Annotated in this window: 20 protein-coding genes; 16 read left to right on the forward strand and 4 right to left on the reverse strand. The window is 71.7% G+C overall.

What is annotated here, in order from left to right; all coding sequences use genetic code 11:
• Positions 1-70: 70 nt before the first annotated feature.
• Together ACFYW7_RS27450 and ACFYW7_RS27455 are read left to right on the forward strand one after the other, a co-directional pair.
• Positions 71-790: a sugar transferase gene (locus ACFYW7_RS27450; RefSeq protein ID WP_389506979.1), complete on the forward strand. Its 720-nt coding sequence runs from the start codon at positions 71-73 to the stop codon at positions 788-790.
• On the forward strand, positions 790-1761 hold the full coding sequence (locus ACFYW7_RS27455; RefSeq protein WP_389506981.1) for an NAD-dependent epimerase/dehydratase family protein: 972 nt from the start codon (positions 790-792) through the stop codon (positions 1759-1761). The genes ACFYW7_RS27450 and ACFYW7_RS27455 overlap by 1 nt, the downstream gene beginning before the upstream one ends.
• 15 nt (positions 1762-1776) lie before the next feature.
• Here the strand turns inward: ACFYW7_RS27455 and ACFYW7_RS27460 are convergent, their stop codons facing one another.
• The gene (locus ACFYW7_RS27460; protein WP_389506983.1) at positions 1777-2748 is read right to left on the reverse strand and encodes a class I SAM-dependent methyltransferase; all 972 of its coding nucleotides are present in this window, start codon (positions 2746-2748) and stop codon (positions 1777-1779) included.
• A 211-nt stretch (positions 2749-2959) separates the two neighbouring features.
• On the opposite strand from ACFYW7_RS27460, the gene ACFYW7_RS27465 reads away from it, so the two are divergent.
• From ACFYW7_RS27465 to rfbD, 6 genes are all read left to right on the forward strand, one after another.
• A complete protein-coding gene (locus tag ACFYW7_RS27465; RefSeq protein WP_389506985.1) occupies positions 2960-4237 on the forward strand; it encodes a glycosyltransferase family 4 protein in 1278 nt (425 codons plus the stop codon).
• A 71-nt stretch (positions 4238-4308) separates the two neighbouring features.
• Complete coding sequence (locus ACFYW7_RS27470) at positions 4309-5634, forward strand: UDP-glucose dehydrogenase family protein (RefSeq protein ID WP_389506987.1); 1326 nt, start codon at positions 4309-4311, stop codon at positions 5632-5634.
• A 19-nt stretch (positions 5635-5653) separates the two neighbouring features.
• Positions 5654-6631, forward strand: a complete 978-nt coding sequence (locus ACFYW7_RS27475; protein ID WP_389506989.1) for a UDP-glucuronic acid decarboxylase family protein — start codon at positions 5654-5656, stop codon at positions 6629-6631.
• Positions 6628-7695 (forward strand): glucose-1-phosphate thymidylyltransferase, encoded by a 1068-nt coding sequence (locus tag ACFYW7_RS27480; RefSeq protein ID WP_389506991.1) that lies wholly within the window; start codon positions 6628-6630, stop codon positions 7693-7695. Before ACFYW7_RS27475 ends, ACFYW7_RS27480 begins: the two co-directional genes overlap by 4 nt.
• Positions 7692-8687 carry a dTDP-glucose 4,6-dehydratase gene (gene rfbB, locus ACFYW7_RS27485; protein WP_389506993.1) on the forward strand — a complete coding sequence of 332 codons (996 nt, stop codon included), beginning with the start codon at positions 7692-7694 and terminating at the stop codon, positions 8685-8687. The genes ACFYW7_RS27480 and rfbB overlap by 4 nt, the downstream gene beginning before the upstream one ends.
• On the forward strand, positions 8684-9571 hold the full coding sequence (rfbD, locus tag ACFYW7_RS27490; RefSeq protein WP_389506995.1) for a dTDP-4-dehydrorhamnose reductase: 888 nt from the start codon (positions 8684-8686) through the stop codon (positions 9569-9571). Before rfbB ends, rfbD begins: the two co-directional genes overlap by 4 nt.
• Here the strand turns inward: rfbD and rfbC are convergent.
• Complete coding sequence (gene rfbC, locus ACFYW7_RS27495) at positions 9505-10122, reverse strand: dTDP-4-dehydrorhamnose 3,5-epimerase (protein WP_389506997.1); 618 nt, start codon at positions 10120-10122, stop codon at positions 9505-9507. The two genes, rfbD and rfbC, sit on opposite strands and share 67 nt — an antisense overlap.
• A 131-nt stretch (positions 10123-10253) precedes the next feature.
• Here rfbC and ACFYW7_RS27500 point away from each other — a divergent pair, with 131 nt between their 5' ends.
• On the forward strand, positions 10254-12062 hold the full coding sequence (locus ACFYW7_RS27500) for a glycoside hydrolase family 15 protein (RefSeq protein ID WP_389506999.1): 1809 nt from the start codon (positions 10254-10256) through the stop codon (positions 12060-12062).
• A 130-nt stretch (positions 12063-12192) separates the two neighbouring features.
• Here the strand turns inward: ACFYW7_RS27500 and galE are convergent, their stop codons facing one another.
• Both galE and ACFYW7_RS27510 read right to left on the reverse strand, forming a co-directional pair.
• Entirely contained in the window at positions 12193-13248 is a 1056-nt protein-coding gene (gene galE, locus ACFYW7_RS27505) for a UDP-glucose 4-epimerase GalE (protein WP_389507001.1), read from the reverse strand.
• 356 nt (positions 13249-13604) lie between these two features.
• Complete coding sequence (locus tag ACFYW7_RS27510) at positions 13605-14354, reverse strand: MBL fold metallo-hydrolase (RefSeq protein WP_389507003.1); 750 nt, start codon at positions 14352-14354, stop codon at positions 13605-13607.
• A gap of 407 nt (positions 14355-14761) precedes the next feature.
• On the opposite strand from ACFYW7_RS27510, the gene ACFYW7_RS27515 reads away from it, so the two are divergent.
• The 7 genes from ACFYW7_RS27515 (at position 14762) to ACFYW7_RS27545 (ending at position 24178) form a co-directional block, all read left to right on the forward strand.
• Entirely contained in the window at positions 14762-16768 is a 2007-nt protein-coding gene (locus ACFYW7_RS27515; protein ID WP_389507005.1) for a lectin, read from the forward strand.
• 579 nt (positions 16769-17347) lie between these two features.
• A complete protein-coding gene (gene fusA / locus ACFYW7_RS27520) occupies positions 17348-19462 on the forward strand; it encodes an elongation factor G (RefSeq protein ID WP_389507007.1) in 2115 nt (704 codons plus the stop codon).
• Positions 19463-19914: 452 nt separating this feature from the next.
• Entirely contained in the window at positions 19915-20565 is a 651-nt protein-coding gene (locus tag ACFYW7_RS27525) for a GntR family transcriptional regulator (protein WP_389507009.1), read from the forward strand.
• A 75-nt stretch (positions 20566-20640) separates the two neighbouring features.
• The gene (locus tag ACFYW7_RS27530) at positions 20641-21426 is read left to right on the forward strand and encodes a PIG-L deacetylase family protein (protein WP_389507011.1); all 786 of its coding nucleotides are present in this window, start codon (positions 20641-20643) and stop codon (positions 21424-21426) included.
• The gene (locus tag ACFYW7_RS27535) at positions 21423-22133 is read left to right on the forward strand and encodes a 4-carboxy-4-hydroxy-2-oxoadipate aldolase/oxaloacetate decarboxylase (protein ID WP_389507013.1); all 711 of its coding nucleotides are present in this window, start codon (positions 21423-21425) and stop codon (positions 22131-22133) included. Before ACFYW7_RS27530 ends, ACFYW7_RS27535 begins: the two co-directional genes overlap by 4 nt.
• On the forward strand, positions 22130-23218 hold the full coding sequence (locus tag ACFYW7_RS27540) for a 4-oxalomesaconate tautomerase (RefSeq protein WP_389507015.1): 1089 nt from the start codon (positions 22130-22132) through the stop codon (positions 23216-23218). The genes ACFYW7_RS27535 and ACFYW7_RS27540 overlap by 4 nt, the downstream gene beginning before the upstream one ends.
• A 9-nt stretch (positions 23219-23227) precedes the next feature.
• Entirely contained in the window at positions 23228-24178 is a 951-nt protein-coding gene (locus ACFYW7_RS27545; protein ID WP_389507017.1) for a catechol 2,3-dioxygenase, read from the forward strand.
• The last annotated feature ends 12 nt before the right edge of the window (positions 24179-24190 follow it).

Consider the following 24190-nt stretch of genomic DNA (forward strand, 5'->3'; position numbering starts at 1 on the left):
AACGCGGAACCGCGGCGGAGGCACGGATCGTCCGGGGCGGACCGGAGCAGGGATCGAGCAAGGGGACCCCATGGACACGATCGACGCGCATCACCCAGAGACGCTGCGCCCCATGGGCGCGGAACGGCTGAAGCCCACGCGTCGGATCCTCGACATCGCCTTCGCCCTGACGCTGCTCGTCCTGCTGCTGCCGTTGCTGGCGTCGGTGGCGCTGCTCGTCAGGGTCACCAGCGGCGCGCCGGTTCTCTTCCGCCAGTCCCGGGTGGGAGCCGGCGGGCGCGAGTTCACCCTCCTCAAGTTCCGGAGCATGCGGCAGGGCGGCGCGGGCCCCGAGGTCACGTGCACCTCCGACCGGAGGGTGACGGGCCTGGGGCGGGTGCTGCGTCGCCTCAGCCTCGACGAACTCCCGCAGTTGTGGAACGTGTTGCGCGGGGACATGACCCTGGCGGGCCCCCGGCCCGAGGTTCCGCACCTCGCCGAGCGCTACCCGCCGGAGTGCCGGTGGGTGTTCCGGTACCGTCCCGGTCTCACCGGGCCGTGCCAGCTCCGCTCCCGCGAGTACGCCGGGCAGTTGGAGGGCCGTGCCGATCCCGAGGAGTACTACCTGAGGGTGCTGGTCGCCCGACGCACCGAGCTGGACGCGGAGTTCCTCCGCCGTGCCACGGTGCCGAGGGTCCTGCGCCTCACGCTCCAGACCCTGCGCTACGTGCTCGCCTCCATAGGGGACGGGCCCGGGCGCCACGGCCGGACCGGGAGCGGATCCCGGAGGCCCGAAGGAGGCGGTCCCTGATGCGTGCCGTGGTGACCGGCGCGGCCGGATTCATCGGTTCGCACCTGTGCGAACACCTCGTGTCCCGCGGGGACGAGGTCATCGGCGTCGACGCCATGACGGACTTCTACGAGCCCGCGCTCAAGCGTCGCCATCTTGCCGGGCTCCTCGGGCACGACCGGTTCTCCTTCCGGCGGGGCGACCTGCTGGATCTCCGGCTGGCACCGCTGTTCGCCACCGCGGACGCCGTCTATCACCTCGCGGGCCAGCCGGGCGTCCGCGGTTCCTGGGGCGCCGAGTTCGACGTCTACCTCGAACGCAACGTCCTCGCCACCCAGCGTGTGCTCGAGGCGGCACGGGACACCGGGCTGCGGCGGCTGGTCTTCGCGTCCAGCTCCTCGGTGTACGGGGACGCGGAGGCGTATCCGACCCGGGAGACGGTGCGCCCCCGGCCCGTGTCCCCGTACGGTGTCACCAAGCTCGCCGCGGAGCAGTTGTGCGAGACCTATCGCACCGTGTTCGGCGTTCCGGCGGTGTCCCTGAGGCTGTTCAGCGTGTACGGCCCGCGGCAGCGGCCCGACATGGCCTTCTCCCGGCTCGTCGCGGCCGCCTGCGCGCACCGGTCCTTCCCGATGTACGGGGACGGCGGACAGAGCCGGGACTTCACCTATGTCGGGGACGTCGTACGCGGGATGCGCGAGGCTGCCCTCTCCCCGTGGAGCGGGGTGGCGAACCTCGGCGGCGGCTGTGAGGTGACGATGAATCAGGCCATCGCCCTGGTGGGGCGGTTGGCCGCTCCGGTGCGAGTGACGCCGGGGCGCGCGAGGCCCGGGGACGCCCGCCGCACGGCGGCCGACATCACCGTGGCGCGAAACGCCTTCGGTTATCGGCCCGCCACGGACCTCCGTACCGGACTCGCCGCGATGGTGCTGGTCGAAGAGGTGTCCCGGCGGCCCGGCACGCGGGAGGAGCCGGTCGCGGGACGACGCTGACGTGCCGGTCCGGTGTCAGGCCGAGGTCTGAGCCCCGGGGTAGTAGGCGATGATCTCGCGGGCCGTCGTCTCCCGGTCGCTCCTGCGGCCCAGGAAGTAGAGGGCCGAGGCGCTGTCGGTCGCGAACCCGGGCGGGACGAGGCGGTCGAGGCCCCGCAGCCAGAAGGCCATCCCGCGTACCGCGCGGCCCGCGGACGCGGAGCGCGTGAGTCCGCGGACCAGGTGGTCCGCGCTCCACAGCATCTGGGTGCCCGGTCCGGCGACCGGTCCCGCGTCGATCTCCTCGAACCGCCGGAAGAGATAACGGTGGCCGCTCGCCGTGAAGCGGGTGAAGTCGTGGGCGCCGGCGTGGACCTGTTGGAGGAACGGCGTCTCGGCGTACACGAGTCCGCCGGCCTTGAGTACCCGGTGGATCTCCGCCACGACCGCTGCCGGGTCGAGCACGTGCTCCAGGACGGCCTGCGCGAGCACCGCGTCGACGCTCGCCGGGGGAAGGGGAATCCGGTGGGCGTCGGCGATGAACTGCGTCACCGGACTGCCGACGATGTCGAACCCGATCACCTGGACGCGCGGATCGCGGTAGACGGCGCCGACGCCGTTGCCGACCGTCGCCCCTCCGACGACGAGCAGGCGTGGCGCACGGCCCGGCAGGCTCCGCAGCAGCAGGTCGATGTTGCGCGCCGCGACGCGGTTGGGCGGCTTGAAGACATGGCGCAGCGGTGCCGGAAGCCCGTCCGCGCCCCTGACCGTCCCCGTTCCCGCCGGACCGGTGCCGTCCGGTGCGCGGAGCACCTCCGCCCGGTCCACGACGCTGCTCTCGAAGTCCACGAGCACCGGCCACCGTCCGGCCGTCGGGAGGGCGAGGGGGGCGTGGCAGCGGCAGTCGCGCGTGCCGCACCGCAGTTCTCCGGGCGCCGGCGTCAGAGCGGACCGGCACAGCGGACACACCAGCAGCCGCTCGGTCTCCGCCGGATCGGCCAGGACCATGGTCGTGCCTCCGGGAGAAGGGGGGACCTCCTGCGAGCCCAGTATCCGGGGTCCGGCCCGCCCCGGCATCTCGGGACCCCGCCCCGGGGGCCTCGCGGGGCGGCCCCCAGGGGCTCGACCGCCCCTGGATTGACCTGGATCGTCCCAGGGGTGATGATGTACGTATACAGCGTAAATATACGGAATAGTCCCTTTCTGGTGGTGATCGTCGATGCTGTACGGAACCGCCGTCCCAGGCTCGGGGCGGGACGGCAGGCCTGCGGCCTGGCCCGCGACGCCGCCGCCGGTGGCACCCGTCGGGGCACTGCCCCCGGCACCGGTTCTGCCGCGGATCAAGGTCCTGCACGTCATCACCAGGTTCTGGGCGGGCGCCGGGGGCAACACCCTGCTGGCGGCCGAGGGCATGGACCCTGACCGCTACGAGGTGTGGGTCGCCGGCGTGCCCGGCGGCGACCTCTGGGAACCGGCGAGGGCCGCGGGGATACACACCGTCGAAGTACCCGGGTTCCGGCACACGTTGACGCCCGCCGACCTGGTCGTGCTGTGGAGGCTGGTGCGGCTCATCCGCCGCGAGCGGTTCACGGTCGTGCACACCCACTCCGCGAAGGGCGGGTTCCTCGGCAGGATCGCCGCACGGCTGTGCCGCACACCCGTGGTGGTGCACACCTTCCACGGCCTGAGTTTCCACCCGTACATGTCCCGTCCCAGGCGCACGGTGTACCGGGGCCTCGAGCGCGTGACACGGCGTCTGGCGCACCGCTTCCTCGCCGTCGCGCCGCGGGTGGCGCAGGAAGCCGTCGAGCAGGGACTCGCACCGCCGGGGCGCGTCGAAGTGATCCCGTCCGCCGTGCAGTTGGAAGAGATCCCCGAAGGATTCGACCCGGCGGCCCGCGCCGTCCTCGGTGTTCCCCGGGAGAGGCCCCTCATCGGCACGGTCGGTCGCATCGACACGCAGAAGGACCCCCTCGGCTTCGTCCGCATGGCGGCCGCGATCCGGGTCGAGCATCCGGACACCGCGTTCGTCATGATCGGGGACGGGCCGCTGGCGGACGAGGTGCGACGGCTCGCCGCGGACCTGGACGTCGAGGTGACACTCACCGGTCAGCGTCCCGACGCCGACCGGCTCGTGGCCGGACTGGACGTCTTCGTGATCACTTCCCTGTACGAGGGGCTGGGCCGCGCGCTCACCGAGGCGCTCGCCTCCGCCCGGCCCGCCGTCGCGACGGCGGTGAACGGGGTCCCCGACCTGGTGGAGCACGGTGCCACGGGGCTGCTCGTGGTGCCGGCCGATCCGGAGGGTGCCGCGCGCGCCGTCGGCTGGCTCCTCGACCATCCGCGGGAGGCCGCGGAGATGGGTCGGCAGGGTGCCCGCAGGGTCCGCGCCACGTTCGCGCCGGAGGCCATGTGCGGGGCTGTCGACGCCTGTTATCGCGGCCTGCTGGGCCTTCCCGTCCCAGGGCGCGACCTGGGGGCCGCCTCCGGTCCCTGATCCTCTCGCCCCACGTTCAGACATACGCCTCCCGGCCACGAGCCGACCAAGCGCCGACCACGGAGATCGACATGCGCCTGACAGTCATCGGCACCGGATACGTCGGCGCGGTCCACGCCGCCTGCATGGCGGAGATCGGACACGACGTCCTGGGCGTCGACATCGACGCGGACAGGATCGCCGCCCTGACCCGCGGTACGCCCCCGTTCTTCGAACCCGGGCTGTCCGAGATGCTCATGAGAGCCGTGGACAAGGGCCGACTGCGTTTCACCACCTCGCCGGTCGAGGCCGCCCGGTTCGCGGACACCCACTTCGTCTGCGTCGGCACGCCACAACACCCCGATTCGGGCGCCGCCGACCTGAGTTACGTGGAGGCGGCCGTCGACGGTCTCGCGCCCTGCCTTTCCGGCACGGGGTACGAGCGGGTCCTGGTGGTGGGCAAGTCCACCGTCCCGGTCGGCACGGCCGACCGCCTGGCGGCGCGGCTGCGCGCCACCGCCCCGTCGGCCGAAGTGGTCTGGAACCCGGAGTTCCTGCGTGAGGGGTGCGCGGTCCAGGACACGCTGTGCCCCGAACGCATCGTGGTCGGTGCCCGGTCCGAGCACGCCGAAGCACGGCTACGGGAGATCTACGCACCGCTCCTGGAGGCGGGCACCCCGTTCCTCGCCACCGACCCGGCCACCGCGGAACTGGTCAAGGTCGCCTCGAACTCCTTCCTCGCGACCAAGATCTCCTTCATCAACGCCATGGCCGAGATCTGCGAGGCCACCGGAGCCGATGTGCTCACCCTGGCCGAGGCGATGGGACGCGACTCCCGTATCGGCCCCCGCTTCCTGGCCCCCGGACTCGGCTTCGGCGGCAGTTGTCTGCCCAAGGACATCAGGGCGTTCACCGCCCGGGCCGAGGAACTCGGTCTGGCACGGTCCGTCGCCTTCCTCCGTCAGGTCGACGAGATCAACACGCGGCAGCGCCTGCGCACGGTCGACCTCGCGGAACGCCTCCTGGGAGGCTCCTTCACCGACCGCGCCGTCGCGGTACTGGGCGCCGCCTTCAAGCCAGGCAGCGACGACGTCCGGGACTCGCCGGCGCTCGTGGTCGCCGACGCGGTCCGGCGCCGGGGAGCACAGGTCCGGGTGCACGACCCCGAGGCGATCGACAACGCCCGAGCGGCCTACCCCGCACTCCAGTTCGCGCTGGACGTCGCCAAGGCCTGCGAGCGGGCCGACCTCGTCCTGCACCTCACCGAGTGGCCCCAGTACCGGGATCTGGACCCCTCCGCGCTCGCCACGGTGGTGCGTTCCCCGGTTCTGGTGGACGCGCGGAACACCCTGGACCCGGAGTCCTGGCGCTCGGCGGGCTGGTCCCTGCACGCGCTGGGCCGCCCGGGGCCCGGCTGACCGGCGGGAGGACAGACCCATGCGTGTCGTCGTGTCCGGCGGGAGCGGCTTTCTGGGATCGCATCTGTGCGAGGCCCTGCTGCGCAGAGGCGACAGCGTCTGCGCCCTGGACAACCTCTCCTCCGGCAGATCGGTCAACATCGCCCCGCTCCTGCACGATCCCCGGTTCGCCTTCGAAGCGTGCGACGTCTCCGAACCGTTCACGGTCTCGGGGCACGTGGACGCCGTGGCGCACCTCGCGAGCCCGGCGTCGCCCGTCGACTACCAGCGCCTTCCGCTGGAGACACTGGCCGCGGGCAGTCGGGGGACGGAGAACATGCTGCGGCTCGCCGACCGTCACTCGGCACGATTCGTCCTGGCCTCCACCAGCGAGGTCTACGGCGACCCCACGGTGCACCCGCAGGACGAGGAGTACTGGGGACACGTCAATCCCGTCGGGCCGCGCAGCGTCTACGACGAGGCCAAACGCTTCGCCGAGGCCCTCTCCATGGCGTACCGGCGCACCCGGGCGGTCGACGTGGGAATCGTCCGCATCTTCAACACCTACGGCCCCCGCATGCGTTCGTACGACGGCCGGGTCGTCTCCAGCTTCATCCGGCAGGCGCTCGCGGGCGAGCCCCTGACCCTCTTCGGGGACGGAAGCCAGACACGGAGCTTCTGCTACGTCGACGACATGGTCCGCGGTCTGACGGCCATGATCGATTCACATCGGCCGGGTCCTTTCAACCTGGGGAACCCCGGTGAGCGGACCGTACGCGAACTCGCGGAGCTGGTGGTCATGATCACCGGATCGGACAGCGGACTGCGTTTCCTCCCGCTGCCCGTCGACGACCCCGTCCGGCGGCGCCCCGTCATCTCCCGTGCGCGGGAAGGCCTCGGATGGCGCCCCCTGGTGCCCTTGGAGGAAGGGCTGCGCCACACCGTCGAGTGGTTCCTTGCGCAGCCCCGGCGACCTGTCCGACCATCCGAGCAATCCCGAGTGGGGCGGCCATCATGAAAGCACTCGTACTGTGCGGCGGAGCGGGTACCCGGCTCCGCCCGATCACTCACACCTCGGCGAAGCAACTGGTGCCGGTGGCCAACAAACCGGTGCTGTTCTACGGCCTCGAGGCCATCGCATCCGCCGGCATCACGGAGGTCGGGATCGTGGTCGGGGACACCGAGCGCGAGATCCGCGAGGCGGTCGGCGACGGCTCCTCGTTCGGACTGGAGGTGACCTACGTGCCCCAGGACGCTCCCCGCGGCCTCGCCCATGCCGTGATCATCGCCCGGGACTTCCTCGGCGACGACGACTTCGTGATGTACCTCGGCGACAACTTCATCGTCGGGGGCATCTCCGGGGTGGTCGACGACTTCCGCCGGGAACGGCCGGACGCCCGCATCCTGCTGACCCATGTGTCACAGCCCACGGCCTTCGGAATCGCCGAACTCGACGCGACGGGCCGGGTGGTGGGCCTGGAGGAGAAGCCCCAGGAGCCCAAGAGCGATCTCGCGCTGGTCGGCGTCTACCTCTTCACCCCGAGCGTGCACGAGGCCGTGCGTTCCGTCCGGCCGTCCCGGCGCGGCGAGCTGGAGATCACGGACGCCCTCCAGTGGCTGCTCGACCGCGGGCTCGACGTGCGCTCCACGACGATCTCCGGCTACTGGAAGGACACCGGGAACGTCACCGACATGCTCGAGGTGAACCGGTCGGTCCTCGAGACGATCGAACCGCGGATCGACGGGAGCGTCGACGAGGCGAGCGAGATCATCGGCCGGGTCAGGATCGAGGACGGCGCCAAGGTCTTCACCAGCCGCATCGTCGGCCCGGCCGTCATCGGCGCCGGAACGGTCATCACCGACTCCTACATCGGCCCCTTCACCTCGATCGCGGAGGACTGCCGCGTCGAGGGGAGCGAGATCGAGTACTCCATCGTCCTGCACCGGGCGTCCATCGTCGGGATGCGTCGCATCGAGGTCTCGCTCATCGGCCACAACGTCGAAGTGACGCCGGCCCCCCGCACCCCCTCCGTGCACCGGCTGGTGCTCGGCGACCACAGCAAGGTGCAGATCCCGACATGACCACCACCCGCATCCTGGTCACCGGCGGAGCCGGCTTCATCGGCTCCCACTACGCGCGTACCCTGCTGGGCCCGGACGGCCCGCCGGACGTGGCGGTCACCGTGCTCGACAAACTCACCTACGCCGGAAACCCCGCCAACCTGGACGAGATCCGGGACTCGGACGGCTTCGCCTTCGTCCGGGGCGACATCTGCGACCCGGAACTCGTCGGCAGGCTCGTCTCCGACCACGACCAGATCGTGCACTTCGCCGCGGAGTCCCATGTCGACCGGTCCATCCTGGGCGCGGACGCGTTCGTCCGTACGAACGTGCTGGGCACCCAGACGCTCCTGGACGCGGCGCTGCGCCACGGGCTGGGCACCTTCGTGCACATCTCCTCCGACGAGGTCTACGGATCGATCCCCGAGGGTTCCTGGCCGGAGACCGACCCGCTGCTCCCCAATTCGCCCTACGCCGCGTCCAAGGCGGCCTCCGACCTGATCGCGCTGGCCTACCACCGCACGCACGGACTCGACGTGCGGGTCACCCGGTGCTCGAACAACTACGGGCACCACCAGTTCCCCGAGAAGGTCATCCCGCTCTTCGTCACCCGGCTCCTGGACGGACAGCCCGTGCCTCTCTACGGCGACGGCCTCAACGTCCGCGACTGGGTCCACATCGACGATCACGTCAGGGGCATCGAACTCGTCCGTACGGGCGGCAGGCCCGGCGAGATCTACAACATCGGCGGCGACAACGAACTGTCCAACCGCGAGCTGACCGGGCTGCTGCTGGACGAGTGCGGCGCCGACTGGGACATGGTGACCTACGTCGAGGACCGCAAGGGCCACGACCGCCGCTACTCGGTCGACTTCTCGAAGATCCGCGACGAGCTGGGCTACGTACCGCGGAAGGAACTCGCCGCGGGAGTCGCGGAGACCGTGGACTGGTACCGGACCCATCGTCCGTGGTGGGAACCGCTGGTGCCGGAGGCCGGGAGGCAGGCCGCATGACGGGCGACTGGCTGGTCACCGGAGCCGACGGCATGCTGGGCCGGGAACTCGTCTCCCGGCTCACGGCCCGCGGGATCGGCGTCCTCGCGGCGGACCACCGGCGGCTGGACATCACCGACGGCCGGGACGTGCGCGAGACGCTCGAACGGCACCGCCCGGCGGTCGTGGTCAACTGCGCCGCCTGGACCGACGTGGAGGGGGCCGAATCCCATGAGGCGCGGGCCCTCGCCGTGAACGGCCACGGTCCCGCCCGCCTGGCCGCGGCCTGCCGGCTGCGTGGCACGCTCCTGCTGCACGTCTCGACCGACTACGTGTTCCCCGGCGATAGCGCGCGTCCGTACGAGGAGACGGATTCCCCGGGGCCGCGCACCGCCTACGGGCGGACCAAACTCGCCGGGGAACGGGCCGTGCTGGAGACACTTCCCGAGACCGGTCATGTGGTGCGCACCGCGTGGCTGTACGGGGCCGGCGGCCGCAACTTCGTCCGTACCGTGATCCGCCTGGCAGAGGTCCAGGACGTGCTCCAGGTCGTCGACGACCAGCGGGGGCAGCCCACCTGGACCGGCGACGTCGCCGACCGGCTGATCCTTCTGGGGGGTTCGGCCCTGGCGGGAACCGCGCCGCCCGGTGTCTACCACGCGACCTCCGGCGGGGAGGCGACCTGGAACCGACTGGCGCGCGAGGTCTTCCGGCTGCTGGGCGCGGATCCGGCGCGGATACACGCCTGCCGCAGTACCGGGCTCGCCCGGCCGGCCTACAGCGTCCTCGGCCATGCCCGCTGGGCGGCGGCCGGACTGGGCCCGCCGCGGCACTGGCGTCACGCGCTGGAGGACGCGTTCCCGTCGTTGCGGGACGCCGAGGACAAGGCGCGGCAGGCTTCGTAGGAGGGCAGCAGTCCGCTGCGTGCGGCCTCGGCCAGGGTGGGCGCGGCGGCGTCCTTCTCGGACAGCACCGGGGGCCGGTCGACGGGCCAGTCGATGCCCAGGGTGGCGTCGAGGGGGTGGACACCGTGCTCGGCGTGAGGCGTGTATCCCTCGGAACAGAGGTAGACGACGGTGCTCTCGGCGGCCAGGGCGAGGAACGCGTGACCGAGTCCCTCCGAGAGGTAGACGCAGCGGTGACACTCGTCGTCGAGCCGCACCGCTTCCCACCGGCCGAACGTGGGCGAGCCCGTGCGGATGTCCGCCACGACGTCGAGGACCGCCCCGCGTACACAGGTCACGTACTTGGCCTGGCCCGGCGGCACATCGGCGTAGTGGATCCCGCGCAGGACACCCGGCGCGGAGACGGAGCAGTTCGCCTGTGCGAGGCCGAGGTCCCGGCCGACGGCCCGCCGGAACCCGGTGCCCGCGAACCACTCGTGGAAGGACCCCCGGTGGTCCGCGAATATCCGCGGCTCGTGGACCCACGCCCCCTCGACCTTCAGCTGCTTCATACGGACCAGGATCCTCCGCCGGTGGAGTCCGGGCGCGAGGAACGCTCGAAACCCCTGGTCAGGATGCGAATTGCAGTGCTATGGCCGTATCCTGGAAAGGCGGCAGAATACACGGCGGCGTGGCTTCGATCATGAACACACCCATCGAGGACTACGCCCTCATCAGTGATCTGGAAACCGCTGCCATGGTTGGCAGGGACGGGTCCATCGACTGGCTGTGTCTGCCCCGGTTCGACTCCCCGGCCTGTATGGCCGCGATGCTGGGCACGGAGGACAACGGGTTCTGGCGGATCGCGCCGGTCTCACGACTCGCGGGCGCCTCCTGCGCGAGCCGTTCCTACCGGCCGGACACGCTCGTCCTGGAATCCCGGTGGGAGACTCCCACGGGTGCTGTCCAGGTCACCGACTTCATGCCACCACGGACTCAACTGCCCTGCGTCGTGCGGGTGGTGGAAGGCCTGTGGGGGGCCGTGACCATGCGCAGCGAACTGCGGCTGCGTTTCCACCAGGGCCGGGTCGTGCCGTGGATCCAGGTCGGCGAGAACTGCACCGTCGCGGTCGCGGGGCCGGACGCCGTCTGGCTGAACACCGAAGGCCTGGAGCGCGAGCTCGAGGGAGGGAACTCGACGGTCCACGACTTCACCGTCCGGGCCGGGCGCAGGATGACGCTGACGTTCGTGTGGGCGCCCTCCTACGTGTCGGAGCCGCCCGCGCCGCTGTCCGTTCCGGCGGAGACCGTGCTCAAGGAGACCAGTGACTTCTGGCGGCGCTGGACCGGACAGTGCCGCTACGAGGGGCCGTGGCGGGATGCCGTCGTGCGGTCCCTGATCACTCTGAAGGCCCTCACCTACGCGCCCACCGGTGGAGTCGTCGCGGCCCCGACCACCTCGCTGCCCGGCTCCATCGGCGGCGTGCGCAACTGGGACCACCGCTTCTGCTGGTTGCGGGATTCCACCCTCACCCTGTCGTGCCTGCTGCGCAGCGGCTACCGGAACGAGGCGACCGCGTGGCTGGGCTGGCTGGTGCGGGCCATCGCGGGGGAACCCGCCGATCTGCAGACCGTGTACGGCGTCGGCGGGCAGCGCCAGCTCCCGGAGACGGAGGCACCGTGGCTGTCCGGCTACGAGGGCTCGCGGCCGGTTCGCTTCGGGAACTCCGCGGTGACCCAGTTCCAGCTCGACGTGTACGGCGAGGTCCTCGACACGCTCCTGCTGTCGCTGCGGGCGGGGATCCCCATGCCGGGCCATGTGTGGAATCTGGTCGAAGTCATGATGGGGCACCTCCGACGGCACTGGCGCGAACCGGACCAGGGTCTGTGGCAGGTACGCGGGCCGGCCAGACAGTTCGTCCACTCCAAGGTCATGGTGTGGGTGGCGGCGGACCGTGCGCTGAGGATGGGCGAACTGCTCGGCAGGAACGGATCCTCGGACGGGTGGCGGGTGATGCGGGACGAGGTGCACCGGCAGGTGTGCCGGGAAGGCTGGAACGCGCGACGTGGGTCCTTCGTCCAGTCCTACGGCTCGTCGGCGCTGGACGCCTCGGCGCTGCTCATCCCCCGGCTCGGTTTCCTGCCCGTCGACGACGACAGGGTGCGCGGTACCGTGGCCGCGATGCGGGAGCTGATGCACGGCGGGTTCGTGCGTCGCTACGCGCACAACGGCCAGGGCGTGCACGGCGTGGACGGCTTGCGGGGCTCCGAGGGCACGTTCGTGGCCTGTTCCCTCTGGTACGCCGACGCGCTCGCCCAGACCGGAAACCTGGAAGCGGCCCGGGAGGTCTTCGAGCGAGTCCTGGCGATCCGCAGCGACATCGGTCTGCTGTCGGAGCAGTGGGACCCGGACACGGGCCGTCAACTGGGCAACACACCGCAGGCATTCAGTCATATCGCGCTCGTGGAGACCGCGTTCCTCCTGTCGGAGCCGCAGCCACGTGGCGCGTGACGACCGGGGCCACCGGACGGCGCCCCCGCCGCCCGCCCGGCCGTCGGCCGACCCGGGTCCGCGAGCGGGGCGAGCTCTCGGTCCCGTTCGAGCCTCGGTCCCGCACGGGATCCAGGTCCGTGAGGGACCGTCAGTCCTTGGCGCTCGGGCGCCTGGCGGAGCCGGCGTAGCCGTGCGGATTGAGCTGCTGGAACCGCCAGGCGTCGCGGCACATGGCCTCGAGGCCCCGAGAGGGATGCCAGCCCCAGGCGCGTGCGACGGCGGTGGCGTCCGCCACGAGTTCGGCCACATCGCCGGGACGGCGCGGGACGATCTCGTAGGGAATCGGCGATCCGCATTCCATGGAGAAGGCGGCGACCACGTCGAGGACCGAACTCCCCTTGCCTATACCGAGGTTGTACACATGCATGCCCCGCTCGTCCGCGAGGTGGTCGAGGGCCACGCGATGGGCCTCGACCGTGTCCATCACGTGCAGGTAGTCGCGGATCGCGGTCCCGTCCGGCGTCGGGTAGTCGTCGCCGAAGACGCGGAGGCGTTCCCGCCGTCCGACGGCCACCTGGGCCACGTTCGGCAGCAGGTTCTCCGGTGAGCCGCGGGGGTCCTCGCCGAGCAGCCCGCTGGGGTGGGCCCCCGCGGGGTTGAAGTACCGCAGACACAGCACGGTGTACTCGGGGCGGCGCAGGCAGATGTCGGTGAGGATCTGCTCGCAGACGAACTTGGACGCGGCGTAGGGATTGGTGGGGCGGGGCGGGGTGGTCTCGTCGAGCGGTCCGTGACCGGCGTCCCCGTAGACGGAGCAGGAGGAGGAGAAGACGAGCTTGTGCACCCCGTGTTCGTGCATGGTGTTCAGCAGCGCGGTCGTTCCGCCGACATTGGCGTCGTAGTAGTCGGTGGGCATCCGTGTCGACGTGCCCACGGCCTTGTGCGCGGCAAAGTGCACGACGGCGTCCACGGAGTGTCGGTCGAAGACGGCCGATAGGGCACGTCGATCACGGATGTCCAGTTCATAGACGGTGCCGACGAAACGTCCCGCGATGCGTTCCACGCGGGCGAACACCTGAGGACTGCTGTTGGAGTAGTCGTCGACCACGATCACCTCGTAGCCGTGGTCGAGCAGTTCGACACAGGTGTGGCTACCGATGAATCCTGCGCCGCCCGTGACGAGAATGGTTGACGGGGCGCTCATGGGCCCGGCTCCTTCGTGTGCGCGCGGGCGGCGGTCCGGAGGCGAGCGCCGCGTCGGCACGGCAGGCTCGGAGCCGGTGCCCGGAGCGGGCCGGGCGTTCCGTACGCGCGGAACCCCGACCGGAACGAACCCGGCCTCGAAAGGTTCTGTGCGATTCGGCTTGCGGTGCGCCGTGCCGCGGTGCTCCCGGGGGAGATGCAGTAGGCGAACGACGTACGTTTACGCCGTATATGTACAACTGTGCCCCCATGTGCTCCCCGCGTCAAGCGCCGCGGTGGTACGGCGGTGTTCCCTGCCCGCGGCCGGGGTCGACCGGGTGCGGGCAGGGGGCGCCGGCGTACACCGGCCCGACCTCGTCAGCCGGCCAGCTCCCGGGCGCGCCGAGCCGCCTCGCCCACCGGGGCGCGGTGCACGGGGCCGTGCCCGGGCAGCAGCACGTCGGCGGCGAGGGCCTCGATGCGTTCGAGGGAGGCGAGCGCTCCGGCGCGCTCGGTGTCGAACATCTCGGGCAGCAGTTGCGGACCCCGTATCCGTGACGTGGGGTGGCCGCTCACCAGGGCGTCACCGGAGATCAGCACTCCGGCGTCCGGCAGGTGGTAGACGCAGTGGCCGGGCGTGTGTCCGGGGGTGTGCACCGGGACCGGCCGGCCGGGCAGGTCGAGCGGGCCCGCGTGCGGGAAGGCCTCGGGCTTCGTCATGCGTACGTCGGCCGTGCCGCCCGAGCGGATGGCGTGCACGGCCCAGGGCAGCACGCCGGGACGCCACGCCTGGCGCATCACCTGCCCGACGCTCACCTGGTGGAGGAACTCGCGGCGGGCGTGCGGCACTTCGGCCTCGTGCAGCAGGACCGGAGTGCCGTGGACGCTGTTCAGGAACTCGGCGGAGCCGAGGTGGTCGTTGTGGGCGTGCGTGATGAGCACGGCGCTCACCGCCTCGGGCGCGTGGCCGAGGGCCTCCAGGGACGCCAGGAGGTCCTGGCGGTCGCCGGGATACCCCGTGTCGATCAGGGTGACGGAGTCGCCCTCGGACAGCACCACCCAGTTCGTGTTGCTGCCGTGCACCAGATGAACTCCGGCGGCCGCCTCGACGATCGCTTCCTCGCGCATGTCCGTCCCCGATGGTGAAGACCCGCTGATGGCCCCGGAGGGCTCTGTCAGGGCGAAGGTATCGCGGGAGGGTGCGCCGGGGTGTCCGGGTGCCGCTCGTTCCGGGCCGTGCGCTCCGGGGTCGTGTCCTCCCGGGACTTGCGCACCCGGGATTCGCGCACCAGCCCTGCGCATCCGGGACTTGGGCACCAGGACCCTGCGACCAGGGACGTGCGCACCCGGTGCCGCGCACCCGGGCCGCCGCACCCCGACCGTCCGCCTCCTCGCCGTCGGTGACGGGGGGGGGCCGAAGGTGAACAGGCCATTCCGGCACGGAACTTGACGCGGCCCGGTCAAGGCGCTGCGATGGGGCGAGTCGCGTTGACTTTTGTTCGAGTCTGCGAACAAACCCCTCAAGGGAGAGCTGTATGTCCACTATTTCGAACAGGCCGGGTCTCGTACGCCTCCTCAGACGCGCGGGTGTCCACTGCTCCGTCCTGCTCCTCGCGGTGGCCGGGACGGCCGGCCTCGGCCGCTCGCCCGAGACGCTCGGGGCCGAGCCCGCCGCGGTCTCCACCACCCAGGTCGGGGTCGCTCCGGCCCCCATGGGCTGGGCGTCCTGGAACAGCTTCGCCAGTGCCGTCGACCTCGCCACCGTCAAGGCCCAGGCGGACGCCCTCGTCTCGTCCGGCATGGCCGCCGCCGGGTACACGTACGTCAACATCGACGAGGGCTGGTGGCAGGGCGCCCGGGACAGCGCCGGGAACATCAGTGTCGACACCGCTCAGTGGCCGGGCGGCATGAAGGCCGTCGTCGACTACATCCACGGCAAGGGTCTGAAGGCCGGCATCTACACCGACGCGGGGAAGAACGGCTGCGGCTACTACTATCCGACCCCCTCCACGACGCCGGCCACCCCGGGCACCGGTCTGGAGGGCCACAACCAGCAGGACCTCCAGGCCTTCCAGAGCTGGGGCTTCGACTTCGTCAAGGTCGACTGGTGCGGCGGGGACGCCGAAGGCCTCGACCAGGAGACGACGTACAAGGCCATCCGCGACGCGAACACCGCCGCGACGGCCGTCACCGGACGCCGGCTCGTCCTGTCGCTCTGCGAATGGGGCACCGGCAACCCGTGGAACTGGGCGGCCGGAACAGGGGACTTGTGGCGCACCAGCACCGACATCGTCTACTGGCCCGACAACCCGTCGATGACGAGCGTCCTCGCGAACTTCGACAAGGCGCTGCACCCCGCCGCCCAGCACACGGGCTTCTACAACGACCCCGACATGATGACCGTCGGCATGACAGGTCTGAGCGCCGCCCAGAACCGCACCCACATGGGCCTGTGGGCCATCGCCGGCGCACCCCTGCTCGCGGGCAACGACCTCGCCACCATGAGCTCCTCGACGGCCTCGATCCTCACCAACTCCGAGGTCATCGCCATCGACCAGGACCCACGCGGCCTCCAAGGGGTCAAGGTCGCCGAGGACACGCGAGGTCTCCAGGTCTACGGCAAGGTCCTCTCGGGCACCGGCAGGCGCGCGGTCCTCCTGCTGAACCGCACGTCGGCCGCCGCGAACATCACCGCCCGCTGGACCGACTTGGGCCTGACCGCGGCCTCCGCCGCGGTCCGCAGCGTATGGTCGGCGGCCGACGCCGGTTCGTACGCCACGAGTTACACCACCAAGGTGCCCGCCGGGGAGGCCGTCCTGCTCACCGTCGCCGGCACCGAGGGCGCCGGGACCACGTACGAGGACACCACCTCGGCCACGACACCGGTCTTCACCGGCGTCGACGCGACCGCCGCCGGCACGAAGCTCGTCGACATCAGCTACGCCAACGGCGGTTCCACGGCCCGCAGGGCGACGCTCCAGGTCAACGGCCAGTACGCGCAGACCCTCGCCCTCCCGCCCACCGGGTCGTCGAGCACCTACCGCACCGTCTCCGTCCTCGCCTCCCTGGCCAAGGGGTCCAACACCCTCACCTTCGCCCCCTCGGGCACCGCGCCCGACATCGACGCGGTCGCCGTCCGCGCCGTCCCCGGAACCGACGGCACCGCGATCGTCGGCACCGGCTCCGGACGCTGCCTCGACTTCTACCGGAGCGCCATCGCCGACAACACCCAGGCCGCGCTCTGGGACTGCGGCGGAGGCCAGAACCAGACGTTCACCGCCACCTCGCGCGGCGAACTCGTCGTCTACGGCACCAAGTGCCTCGACGCGTACGACAGCGGGACCGCCAACGGCACCCGGGTCGTCCTGTGGGCCTGCAACGGCGGTACGAACCAGAAGTGGACCGTGAACACGAACGGCACCGTGACCAGCAACGTCTCCGGACTGTGCCTGGACGCGTCGGGCAACGGCACGGCGAACGGGACCCCCGTCGTCCTGTGGACCTGCAACGGCGGCTCGAACCAGCGGTGGAGCCGCAACTGAGCGCCGACCGGCCGTGATCGGCCGCCGACCGATGCCAAGGGGCTCCGCAGCGACGGGGCTTGCCGGAGCACCTGGGCTGGTCCGAGCGCCAGGAGTGCCAGGAGCGGCCGGTCGACGCCAGGCGCGTACGGGGGCGCCGGTCGGGCCCGGAGGCCGAAAGCCGTGAGGGCGCCGGGGTCTTCGGGCCGGCCGGCGGAACACGCCCGGCCCGGAGGTCCGGGAAAACCCGGTGCGCCGCCCGTGCCCGGTTCCCTAGACTCGCCACGAACCACACGCCGTGCCGTCCGGTGCCGCGTGTGCCGTGACGAACGAGGGGAGCCGGGCCGTGCGTTACCGCACCGCTGTCGTCGTCCCCCGGTCACAGCACGAGGTGATCCTCGTGTCTTCGTGGGCCCGGTACCGGCTGCGCGGCCGGAACCGGACGCCTGCGACGACTTTCTGACCTCCCCTCGCACGACGCCGACCGCAAGCCCGGTCGCCGTGCGTCCTGCCTGCCGGAGGTCCGCCACCGCCTGAACACAGGCGTGTCGTCGGGGAATCGCGCCGACCCGTTCCGGATCGTCCGAAAGGCCCTCGGCCGTGCGTACCGACCTGCACCGTCATCACACCGACTCCGTCGCCAACCCCCTCGCCGCCGTGCGCAACCTGGGCATCCTCGCCCACGTCGACGCGGGGAAGACCACCGTCACCGAACGGATCCTGTACCTCACCGGGACCACCCACAAACGGGGCGAGGTCCATAACGGCACCACCGTCACCGACTTCGACTCCCAGGAGCGCGACCGTGGCATCACCATCTTCGCCGCGGCCGTCACCTGCGCGTGGGACGGCCACCGGATCAACCTGATCGACACCCCGGGCCACGTCGACTTCTCCGACGAGGTCGAGCGCTCGCTGCGCGTCCTCGACGGCGCCGTCGCGGTCTTCGACGCCGTGGCGGGCGTGGAGCCGCAGAGCGAGTCGGTGTGGCGGCGGGCCGACCGGCACGGCGTACCGCGGATCGCCTTCGTGAACAAGCTGGACCGGGCCGGCGCCGACCTCGACACCGCGGTCGCGTCGATCCGGGAGCGGCTGCATCCGGCCCCGCTGGTCGTCCAGTTGCCGATCGGCACGGAGGACACCTTCACGGGGGTGGTGGACCTGCTGCGGATGCGCGCGCTGGTGTGGGCCGACGGAGCCGGGTCCGCGGAGGAGGGCCCGGTGCCGCGGGAACTGCTGGAGGAGGCGGAGCGACGGCGCCGGCTGCTGGAGGAGGCGGTGGCCGAGCTTCACCCGCGGGCGCTGGAGGAGTTCTGTGCCCGGTCCACCGTCTCGGCGGCGACCCTCGCGTCCGCGCTGCGCGATCTCACCCGGACGGGTGAGGGCGTCGTGGTGCTCTGTGGCTCGGCGTACCGCAACCGCGGGATCGAACCGCTGCTGGAGGCCGTGGTGGCCTACCTTCCCTCGCCGCTCGACGTGCCCGCGGTCCGCGGCACGTACGACGGCGCGGAGCGGGAACGGGCGGCCGACCCGCAAGCGCCGTTCGCCGGGCTGGTGTTCAAGGTGAACGCCACCGCGACCGGACGGCTGACGTATCTGCGTGTCTACGCGGGCACGGTGGAGAAGGGACAGGGGGTGCTGGACGTGGGCACGGGACGCACCGAGCGGATCGGCCGGATCCTGAGGGTCCGCGCCGACCGCCACGCGGAGCTGGACCGCGCCGTGGCCGGTGACATCGTCGCCGTGATCGGGCCGAAGTCCGCCCGGGCCGGGGCGACGCTCTGCGCCCCCGGGGCGCCGTTGCTCCTCGAACCGCCGGTCGTCGCCGATCCGGTGGTGTCCGTGGCCGTCGAGGCACGCCGGAGCACCGAGACCGAGCGACTGGTGTCGGCGCTGGCACGCCTGGCCGAGGAGGACCCCTCGCTGGTCGTCCGCAGCGACCCCGAGACCGGGCAGACGGTGCTGTCCGGCATGGGAGAACTGCATCTGGAGGTGGCGGTGGAGAAGATCCGGCGCGACCACGGGCTCGACGCCGCCGTCGGGCGGCCGAGGGTCGCCTACCGCGAGACGGTGGCCGCCGGGGTCACCGGCCTGGTGTACCGGCATGTCAAACAGGACGGCGGCGCCGGTCAGTTCGCCCATGTCGTGCTCGACGTGGAGCCGCTGGGTCCCGACCCGGACGGCGCCACGGGGAGTCCGGTGGGCTTCGTGTTCCGTTCGGCCGTCGTGGGCGGCCGGGTGCCGCAGGAGTACGTCCGTGCCGTGGAGGCCGGGTGCCGGGACGCGCTCGCCGAGGGTCCCCTCGGCGGTCACCCGGTGACCGGGCTGCGCGTGACCCTGACCGACGGGGCCACGCACGCGAAGGACTCCTCGGAGATGGCGTTCCGCACGGCGGGCCGGTTCGGCCTGCGCGAAGCGCTGCGCGGCAGCGCGATGCTCCTGCTGGAACCGGTGGTCGAGGTCACCGTCACCGTCCCGGAGGACGCCGTGGGCGGAGTCCTCGGCGACCTCGCGGCACGGCGCGGCCGGGTCTCGGGCTCGCTCACGCGCGGGAGTACGGCGGTGATCACCGCCACCGTGCCGCTCGCCGAACTCTTCGGCTACGCGACCCGGTTGCGCAGTCGGACCCAGGGCCGGGGCGTCTTCACCACCCGGCCCGCCGGCCTCGCACCGGCACCCGCTCCGGCGGCCTCGAACGGGGGACCGGCGCGGTAGCCGTGTGAGTCCCGCGCAGGACGACGGCCCCGCCCTCACGGGGGCGGGGCCGTTCTCGATGCCCGGCAGGTGTCCTCGGTCCCAGTGGGATTCCTGGAGCCCCATGGGCCGGGTCGCCCCGGTCCGGGGGCGTCCTCGCCCGGGCGACCGCCGCCCCGGGCGCCGCGTGCTCGGCCCGTCCCGATCCGCTCGATCCGCGCACCCGCTCGGGCCGCTGTCCGTCCTTCGGCGGCGGCGGTCGCAGTCCATGCCGGGGCCGTCGCTCGCACACCACAACCCGGAAGCCGCTGGGGAGCGGGGATGCGCGACGGATCGTCCTCGGGCGGCCGGGAGCCGGCCCCGAGTGTCGGAGGAGCGCCCCGGGCCCTGTCGGCAACATGCCGAACAAAATTGTTGACAATCTTGCTGGTCTAGATTTACGTTCGACAGGCACTCACTCAGGGAGGGCAGCAATGCAGACGGAAGCCCGTCCAGGCACCGGCGAGCAGGCCAAGCAGCACGCGTTGGTGCAGCTGCGGCAGGCGATTCTGCGCGGAGAGATGGCACCGGCCCAGCGGCTGGTGGAGAACGAACTCGCCGAGCAGTTCGGTGTCACCCGGGCCAGCGCCCGGGCGGCGCTGATCGAGCTGGAGTCGGAGGGGCTGGTCGAGCGGATCCGCAATCGCGGATCACGCGTCCGGGTGGTGACCGTGGAGGAAGCGGTCGCCATCACCGAGTGCCGTATGGCGCTCGAAGGCCTCTGCGCCGCCAAGGCGGCCACCCTGGCCACCGACGAACAGCTCGCCGACCTGGCGGAGCTGGGCGCGGCGATGACCAAGGCGGTCGCCGACGGCGACCCGGTGACCTACTCCGAGCTCAACCACGAAGTGCACGCCCGGATCAGGGAGTTCTCCGGCCAGCGGACCGCCGTGGGACTCCTGGAGCGACTCAATGCCCAACTGGTGCGCCACCGGTTCCAGTTGGCACTGCGTCCCGGTCGTGCGCAGCAGTCCCTGAGTGAACACCTGGCCATGATCGAGGCGATCGGGGCCAGGGACCCGCAGGCGGCCGAAGCGGCCGTCCGCGCTCACCTCGGCAGTGTGATCGAAGCGCTGCGCGACTGACGTGTCGCGCGGCGGCGCGCGGTACGACGGACAGCCGAGGCGGGCGCCCACCTGTCCACCAAGGAGATAGCAGCCATGACGCACGCCAACGCGCCCGCACCCGAACCCTCGGACCCACCCGGCGAAGGAGGACGACCCGCGCGGTCGACCCTGGTCGTCACCGCGCACGCCGGAGACTTCGTGTGGCGGGCCGGGGGAGCCATCGCGCTGGCCGCCTCCCGGGGGGAGAAGGTCACCATCGCGTGCCTGACCTTCGGTGAGCGCGGCGAGTCCGCCAAGGCCTGGCGCGAGGGCAGGAAGCTCGACGAGATCAAGGCCATGCGCCGGGAGGAGGCCGAGAAGGCCGCCGCCACGCTCGGCGCCGAGGTCCGCTTCTTCGACGCGGGCGACTACCCGCTGACCGCCACCGCCGAGCTCACCGACCGACTGGTGGCGGTCTGCCGCGAGACCCAGCCGGACGTCGTGCTCACCCACCCGACCGAGGACCCGTACAACGGCGACCACCCGGCCGCCAACCGTATGGCCCTGGAAGCCCGTGTCCTGGCCCAGGCGATCGGCTACCCCGGCGAGGGCGAGATCATCGGCGCCCCGCCCGTCTTCTACTTCGAGCCCCACCAGCCCGAGATGAGCGGCTTCCGGCCCGAAGTCCTGCTCGACATCACCGAGGTGTGGGAGACCAAGCGCAAGGCGATGGAATGCCTCGGCGCCCAGCAGCACCTGTGGGACTACTACACCGACCTCGCCGTGCGCCGCGGCGTCCAGCTCAAGCGCAACGCCGGCCCCAACCTGGGCCTGGCCCACAAGACCATGGCCGAGGCCTACATGCGCCCCTACCCGCAGATCGCGAGGGAGCTGGCATGAGCGGCGTGATCGTCACCGGGCCGCCCAGGGCGGACGCGAAGGACGTCGAGGCGATCGCCGGACACGGCACCGCGACCGTCCACGAGGCGATGGGCCGCACCGGCCTGCTGGGCACCCGGCTGCGCCCCATCCAGCAGGACGCCCGGGTGGCCGGGACCGCGGTCACGGTGCTGTCCTGGCCCGGCGACAACCTCATGATCCACGCCGCCGTCGAACAGTGCGGCGAGGGGGACATCCTCGTCGTCACCACCACCTCGCCCTCCACCGACGGCATGTTCGGCGAACTGTTCGCCACCGCGCTCAAGCGGCGGGGGGTGCGCGGACTGGTCATCGACGCCGGCATCCGGGACACCGCCGAACTGCGCGGGATGGGCTTCCCCGCCTGGTCCGCCGCGGTCAGTCCGCAGGGCACCGTGAAGGCGACCGGCGGCTCGGTCAACGTCCCGGTGGCGATCGGCGGTCAGATCGTCCGGCCCGGTGACGTGATCCTGGCCGACGACGACGGCGTGGTCTGCGTGCCCCGCGAGGGCGCCGGCCGGGTCGCCGAGGCGTCAAAGGCCCGCGAGCGGAAGGAAGCGCTGGCCCGCGCGGCCTTCCTCGAGGGCCAACTCGGCCTGGACCGCTACGGGTTGCGCGAGACCCTCGTACGCCTGGGGGTGACGTACACGTCGTACGACGAGTACGTGCGGGACGGAGCCGCGCCGTGAGCGGGCCCGCGGAAGTGCGGTGCATGCTCCTGCGCGGCGGCACCTCCAAGGGCGCCTACTTCCTGGCCGACGACCTGCCCGCCGACCCCGCGGCACGCGACGACCTGCTGCTGCGCGTGATGGGCAGCCCCGACCCGCGCCAGATCGACGGCCTGGGCGGCGGGCACCCGCTGACCAGCAAGGTGGCCGTGGTGTCGGTCTCGGCCGATCCCCTGGCGGACGTCGACTACCTCTTCCTCCAGGTCTCGGTCGACCGGGCCGAGGTGTCGGACCGTCAGAACTGCGGCAACCTCCTCGCCGGGGTCGGCCCGTTCGCCGTCGAACGCGGTCTGGTCGAGCCGGCGGAGGGCCGTACAGCGGTACGCATCCGCATGGTCAACTCGGGGGACCTCGCGGTCGCGAGCTTCCCCACCGAGGGCGGACGCGTGGTCTACGAGGGTTCCGCCCAGATCTCCGGGGTGCCGGGGAGCGCCGCGCCGGTGGTCATCGAGTTCCCGCGGGGGAGCGGCGCGTTGCTGCCCACCGGCCACGCCCGGGACATCGTCGCCGACACCCCGGTGACCTGCGTGGACAACGGCATGCCGACCGTCCTGATCGCGGCGTCCTCACTGGGCGTCACCGGGTACGAGACCCCCAAGGACCTGGAGGAGGACCTGGCGCTGGCCGACCGGCTCCGTGAGATCCGGCTGGCGGCGGGCAAGCTGATGGGCCTCGGCGACGTCGAGAACGCCACCGTGCCCAAACTGACCCTGCTCGCCCCGCCACGCGACGGCGGAGCCGTCATGACCCGCACCTTCATCCCGGTGCGCTGCCACACCTCCATCGGCGTCCTCGGCGCCGCGAGCGTCGCCGCCGGACTGCGTGTGGAGGGCGGGGTCGGTCACGCCGTGGCCCGCCCGCCCGAACGCGGGGACCGGCTCCGCATCGAACACCCCACCGGATTCCTCGACATCGAAGCCGGTGTCGACTCCGGCCCCGGCGACGCCCTGCCTGCGGCCCGGCGCACCGCCGTCGTCCGCACCGCCCGCAAGATCTTCGACGGCACGGTCTTCCCCCGGCCGGCCGGAGCCGCATCACACTTCTGAGGAGGCCCCATGGCCCCGCCGCTCGGCGACATCGCCCACCTCGGGCACGTCGAACTGCTCACCCCCGACCTGGACGCCAGCGTCCGGTTCTTCACGGAGTACCTCGGCCTGACCGAGAACGGCCGCTCCGGGGACTCCGTCTACCTGCGGACCTGGGACGACTACGAGCACCACAGCCTGACCCTCACGGCCCACAGCACCTCGGGCATCCGCCGCACCGCCCTGCGCGCCTCCAGCGAGGAGGCCCTCCACCGCCGGGTCAAGGAGATCGAGAGCGCCGGCCGCGAGGGCCGCTGGGTGAACGACGAGCCCGGCCTCGGCCCGGTCTTCGTCACCACCGACCCCGACGGCCACGAATTCGCCCTGTACTGGGAGAGCGAGTGGTACCGGGCGCCGGACCGCCTCAAGCCCGGTCTGAAGAACCAGCCGCAGGCGAAGCCCGGTCACGGGGTCGGCGTGCGCCGCCTGGACCACGTGAACTTCCTCGCCGCCGACGTCGCCTCCAACGGAGACTTCGTCCGTGACGCGCTCGGGGCCCGCCCGACCGAGCAGATCCAGCTCGACAGCGGCCGGATCGCCGCCCAGTGGCTGACCTTCAGCAACAAGTCGTACGACGTCGTCTACACGGAGGACTGGACGGGTTCGAGCGGGCGCCTGCACCACATCGCGTTCGCCACGGACACCCGTGAGGACATCCTGCGCGCCGCGGACCTCGCCATCGACACCGGCGTGTTCATCGAGACGGGCCCGCACAAGCACGCCATCCAGCAGACGTTCTTCCTCTACGTGTACGAACCCGGCGGCAACCGGATCGAGTTGTGCAACCCGCTCACCCGCCTCGTCCTCGCCCCGGACTGGCCCCTGGTCACGTGGACCGAGAACGAGCGGAAGAAGGGGCAGGCCTGGGGCCTGAAGACCATCGAGTCCTTCCACACCCACGGCACACCGCCCATCGGCTGATCGAAGAAGCGG

It is taken from the genome of Streptomyces sp. NPDC002580, assembly GCF_042889485.1.
In the GTDB taxonomy this organism is placed as follows: Bacteria; Actinomycetota; Actinomycetes; order Streptomycetales; family Streptomycetaceae; genus Streptomyces.

What these genes read in the sequence shown, in the direction of transcription:
- ACFYW7_RS27535 (WP_389507013.1), top strand. Translation starts at nt 21,423, where the DNA reads ATGAGCGGCGTGATCGTCACCGGGCCGCCCAGGGCGGACGCGAAGGAC.
- rfbC (WP_389506997.1), bottom strand. Translation starts at nt 10,122, where the DNA reads ATGAAGCAGCTGAAGGTCGAGGGGGCGTGGGTCCACGAGCCGCGGATA.
- ACFYW7_RS27455 (WP_389506981.1), top strand. Translation starts at nt 790, where the DNA reads ATGCGTGCCGTGGTGACCGGCGCGGCCGGATTCATCGGTTCGCACCTG.
- ACFYW7_RS27460 (WP_389506983.1), bottom strand. Translation starts at nt 2,748, where the DNA reads ATGGTCCTGGCCGATCCGGCGGAGACCGAGCGGCTGCTGGTGTGTCCG.
- rfbB (WP_389506993.1), top strand. Translation starts at nt 7,692, where the DNA reads ATGACCACCACCCGCATCCTGGTCACCGGCGGAGCCGGCTTCATCGGC.
- ACFYW7_RS27470 (WP_389506987.1), top strand. Translation starts at nt 4,309, where the DNA reads ATGCGCCTGACAGTCATCGGCACCGGATACGTCGGCGCGGTCCACGCC.
- galE (WP_389507001.1), bottom strand. Translation starts at nt 13,248, where the DNA reads ATGAGCGCCCCGTCAACCATTCTCGTCACGGGCGGCGCAGGATTCATC.
- ACFYW7_RS27480 (WP_389506991.1), top strand. Translation starts at nt 6,628, where the DNA reads ATGAAAGCACTCGTACTGTGCGGCGGAGCGGGTACCCGGCTCCGCCCG.
- ACFYW7_RS27500 (WP_389506999.1), top strand. Translation starts at nt 10,254, where the DNA reads ATGAACACACCCATCGAGGACTACGCCCTCATCAGTGATCTGGAAACC.
- ACFYW7_RS27450 (WP_389506979.1), top strand. Translation starts at nt 71, where the DNA reads ATGGACACGATCGACGCGCATCACCCAGAGACGCTGCGCCCCATGGGC.
- ACFYW7_RS27530 (WP_389507011.1), top strand. Translation starts at nt 20,641, where the DNA reads ATGACGCACGCCAACGCGCCCGCACCCGAACCCTCGGACCCACCCGGC.
- ACFYW7_RS27465 (WP_389506985.1), top strand. Translation starts at nt 2,960, where the DNA reads ATGCTGTACGGAACCGCCGTCCCAGGCTCGGGGCGGGACGGCAGGCCT.
- ACFYW7_RS27525 (WP_389507009.1), top strand. Translation starts at nt 19,915, where the DNA reads ATGCAGACGGAAGCCCGTCCAGGCACCGGCGAGCAGGCCAAGCAGCAC.
- ACFYW7_RS27510 (WP_389507003.1), bottom strand. Translation starts at nt 14,354, where the DNA reads ATGCGCGAGGAAGCGATCGTCGAGGCGGCCGCCGGAGTTCATCTGGTG.
- ACFYW7_RS27545 (WP_389507017.1), top strand. Translation starts at nt 23,228, where the DNA reads ATGGCCCCGCCGCTCGGCGACATCGCCCACCTCGGGCACGTCGAACTG.
- ACFYW7_RS27475 (WP_389506989.1), top strand. Translation starts at nt 5,654, where the DNA reads ATGCGTGTCGTCGTGTCCGGCGGGAGCGGCTTTCTGGGATCGCATCTG.
- ACFYW7_RS27515 (WP_389507005.1), top strand. Translation starts at nt 14,762, where the DNA reads ATGTCCACTATTTCGAACAGGCCGGGTCTCGTACGCCTCCTCAGACGC.
- rfbD (WP_389506995.1), top strand. Translation starts at nt 8,684, where the DNA reads ATGACGGGCGACTGGCTGGTCACCGGAGCCGACGGCATGCTGGGCCGG.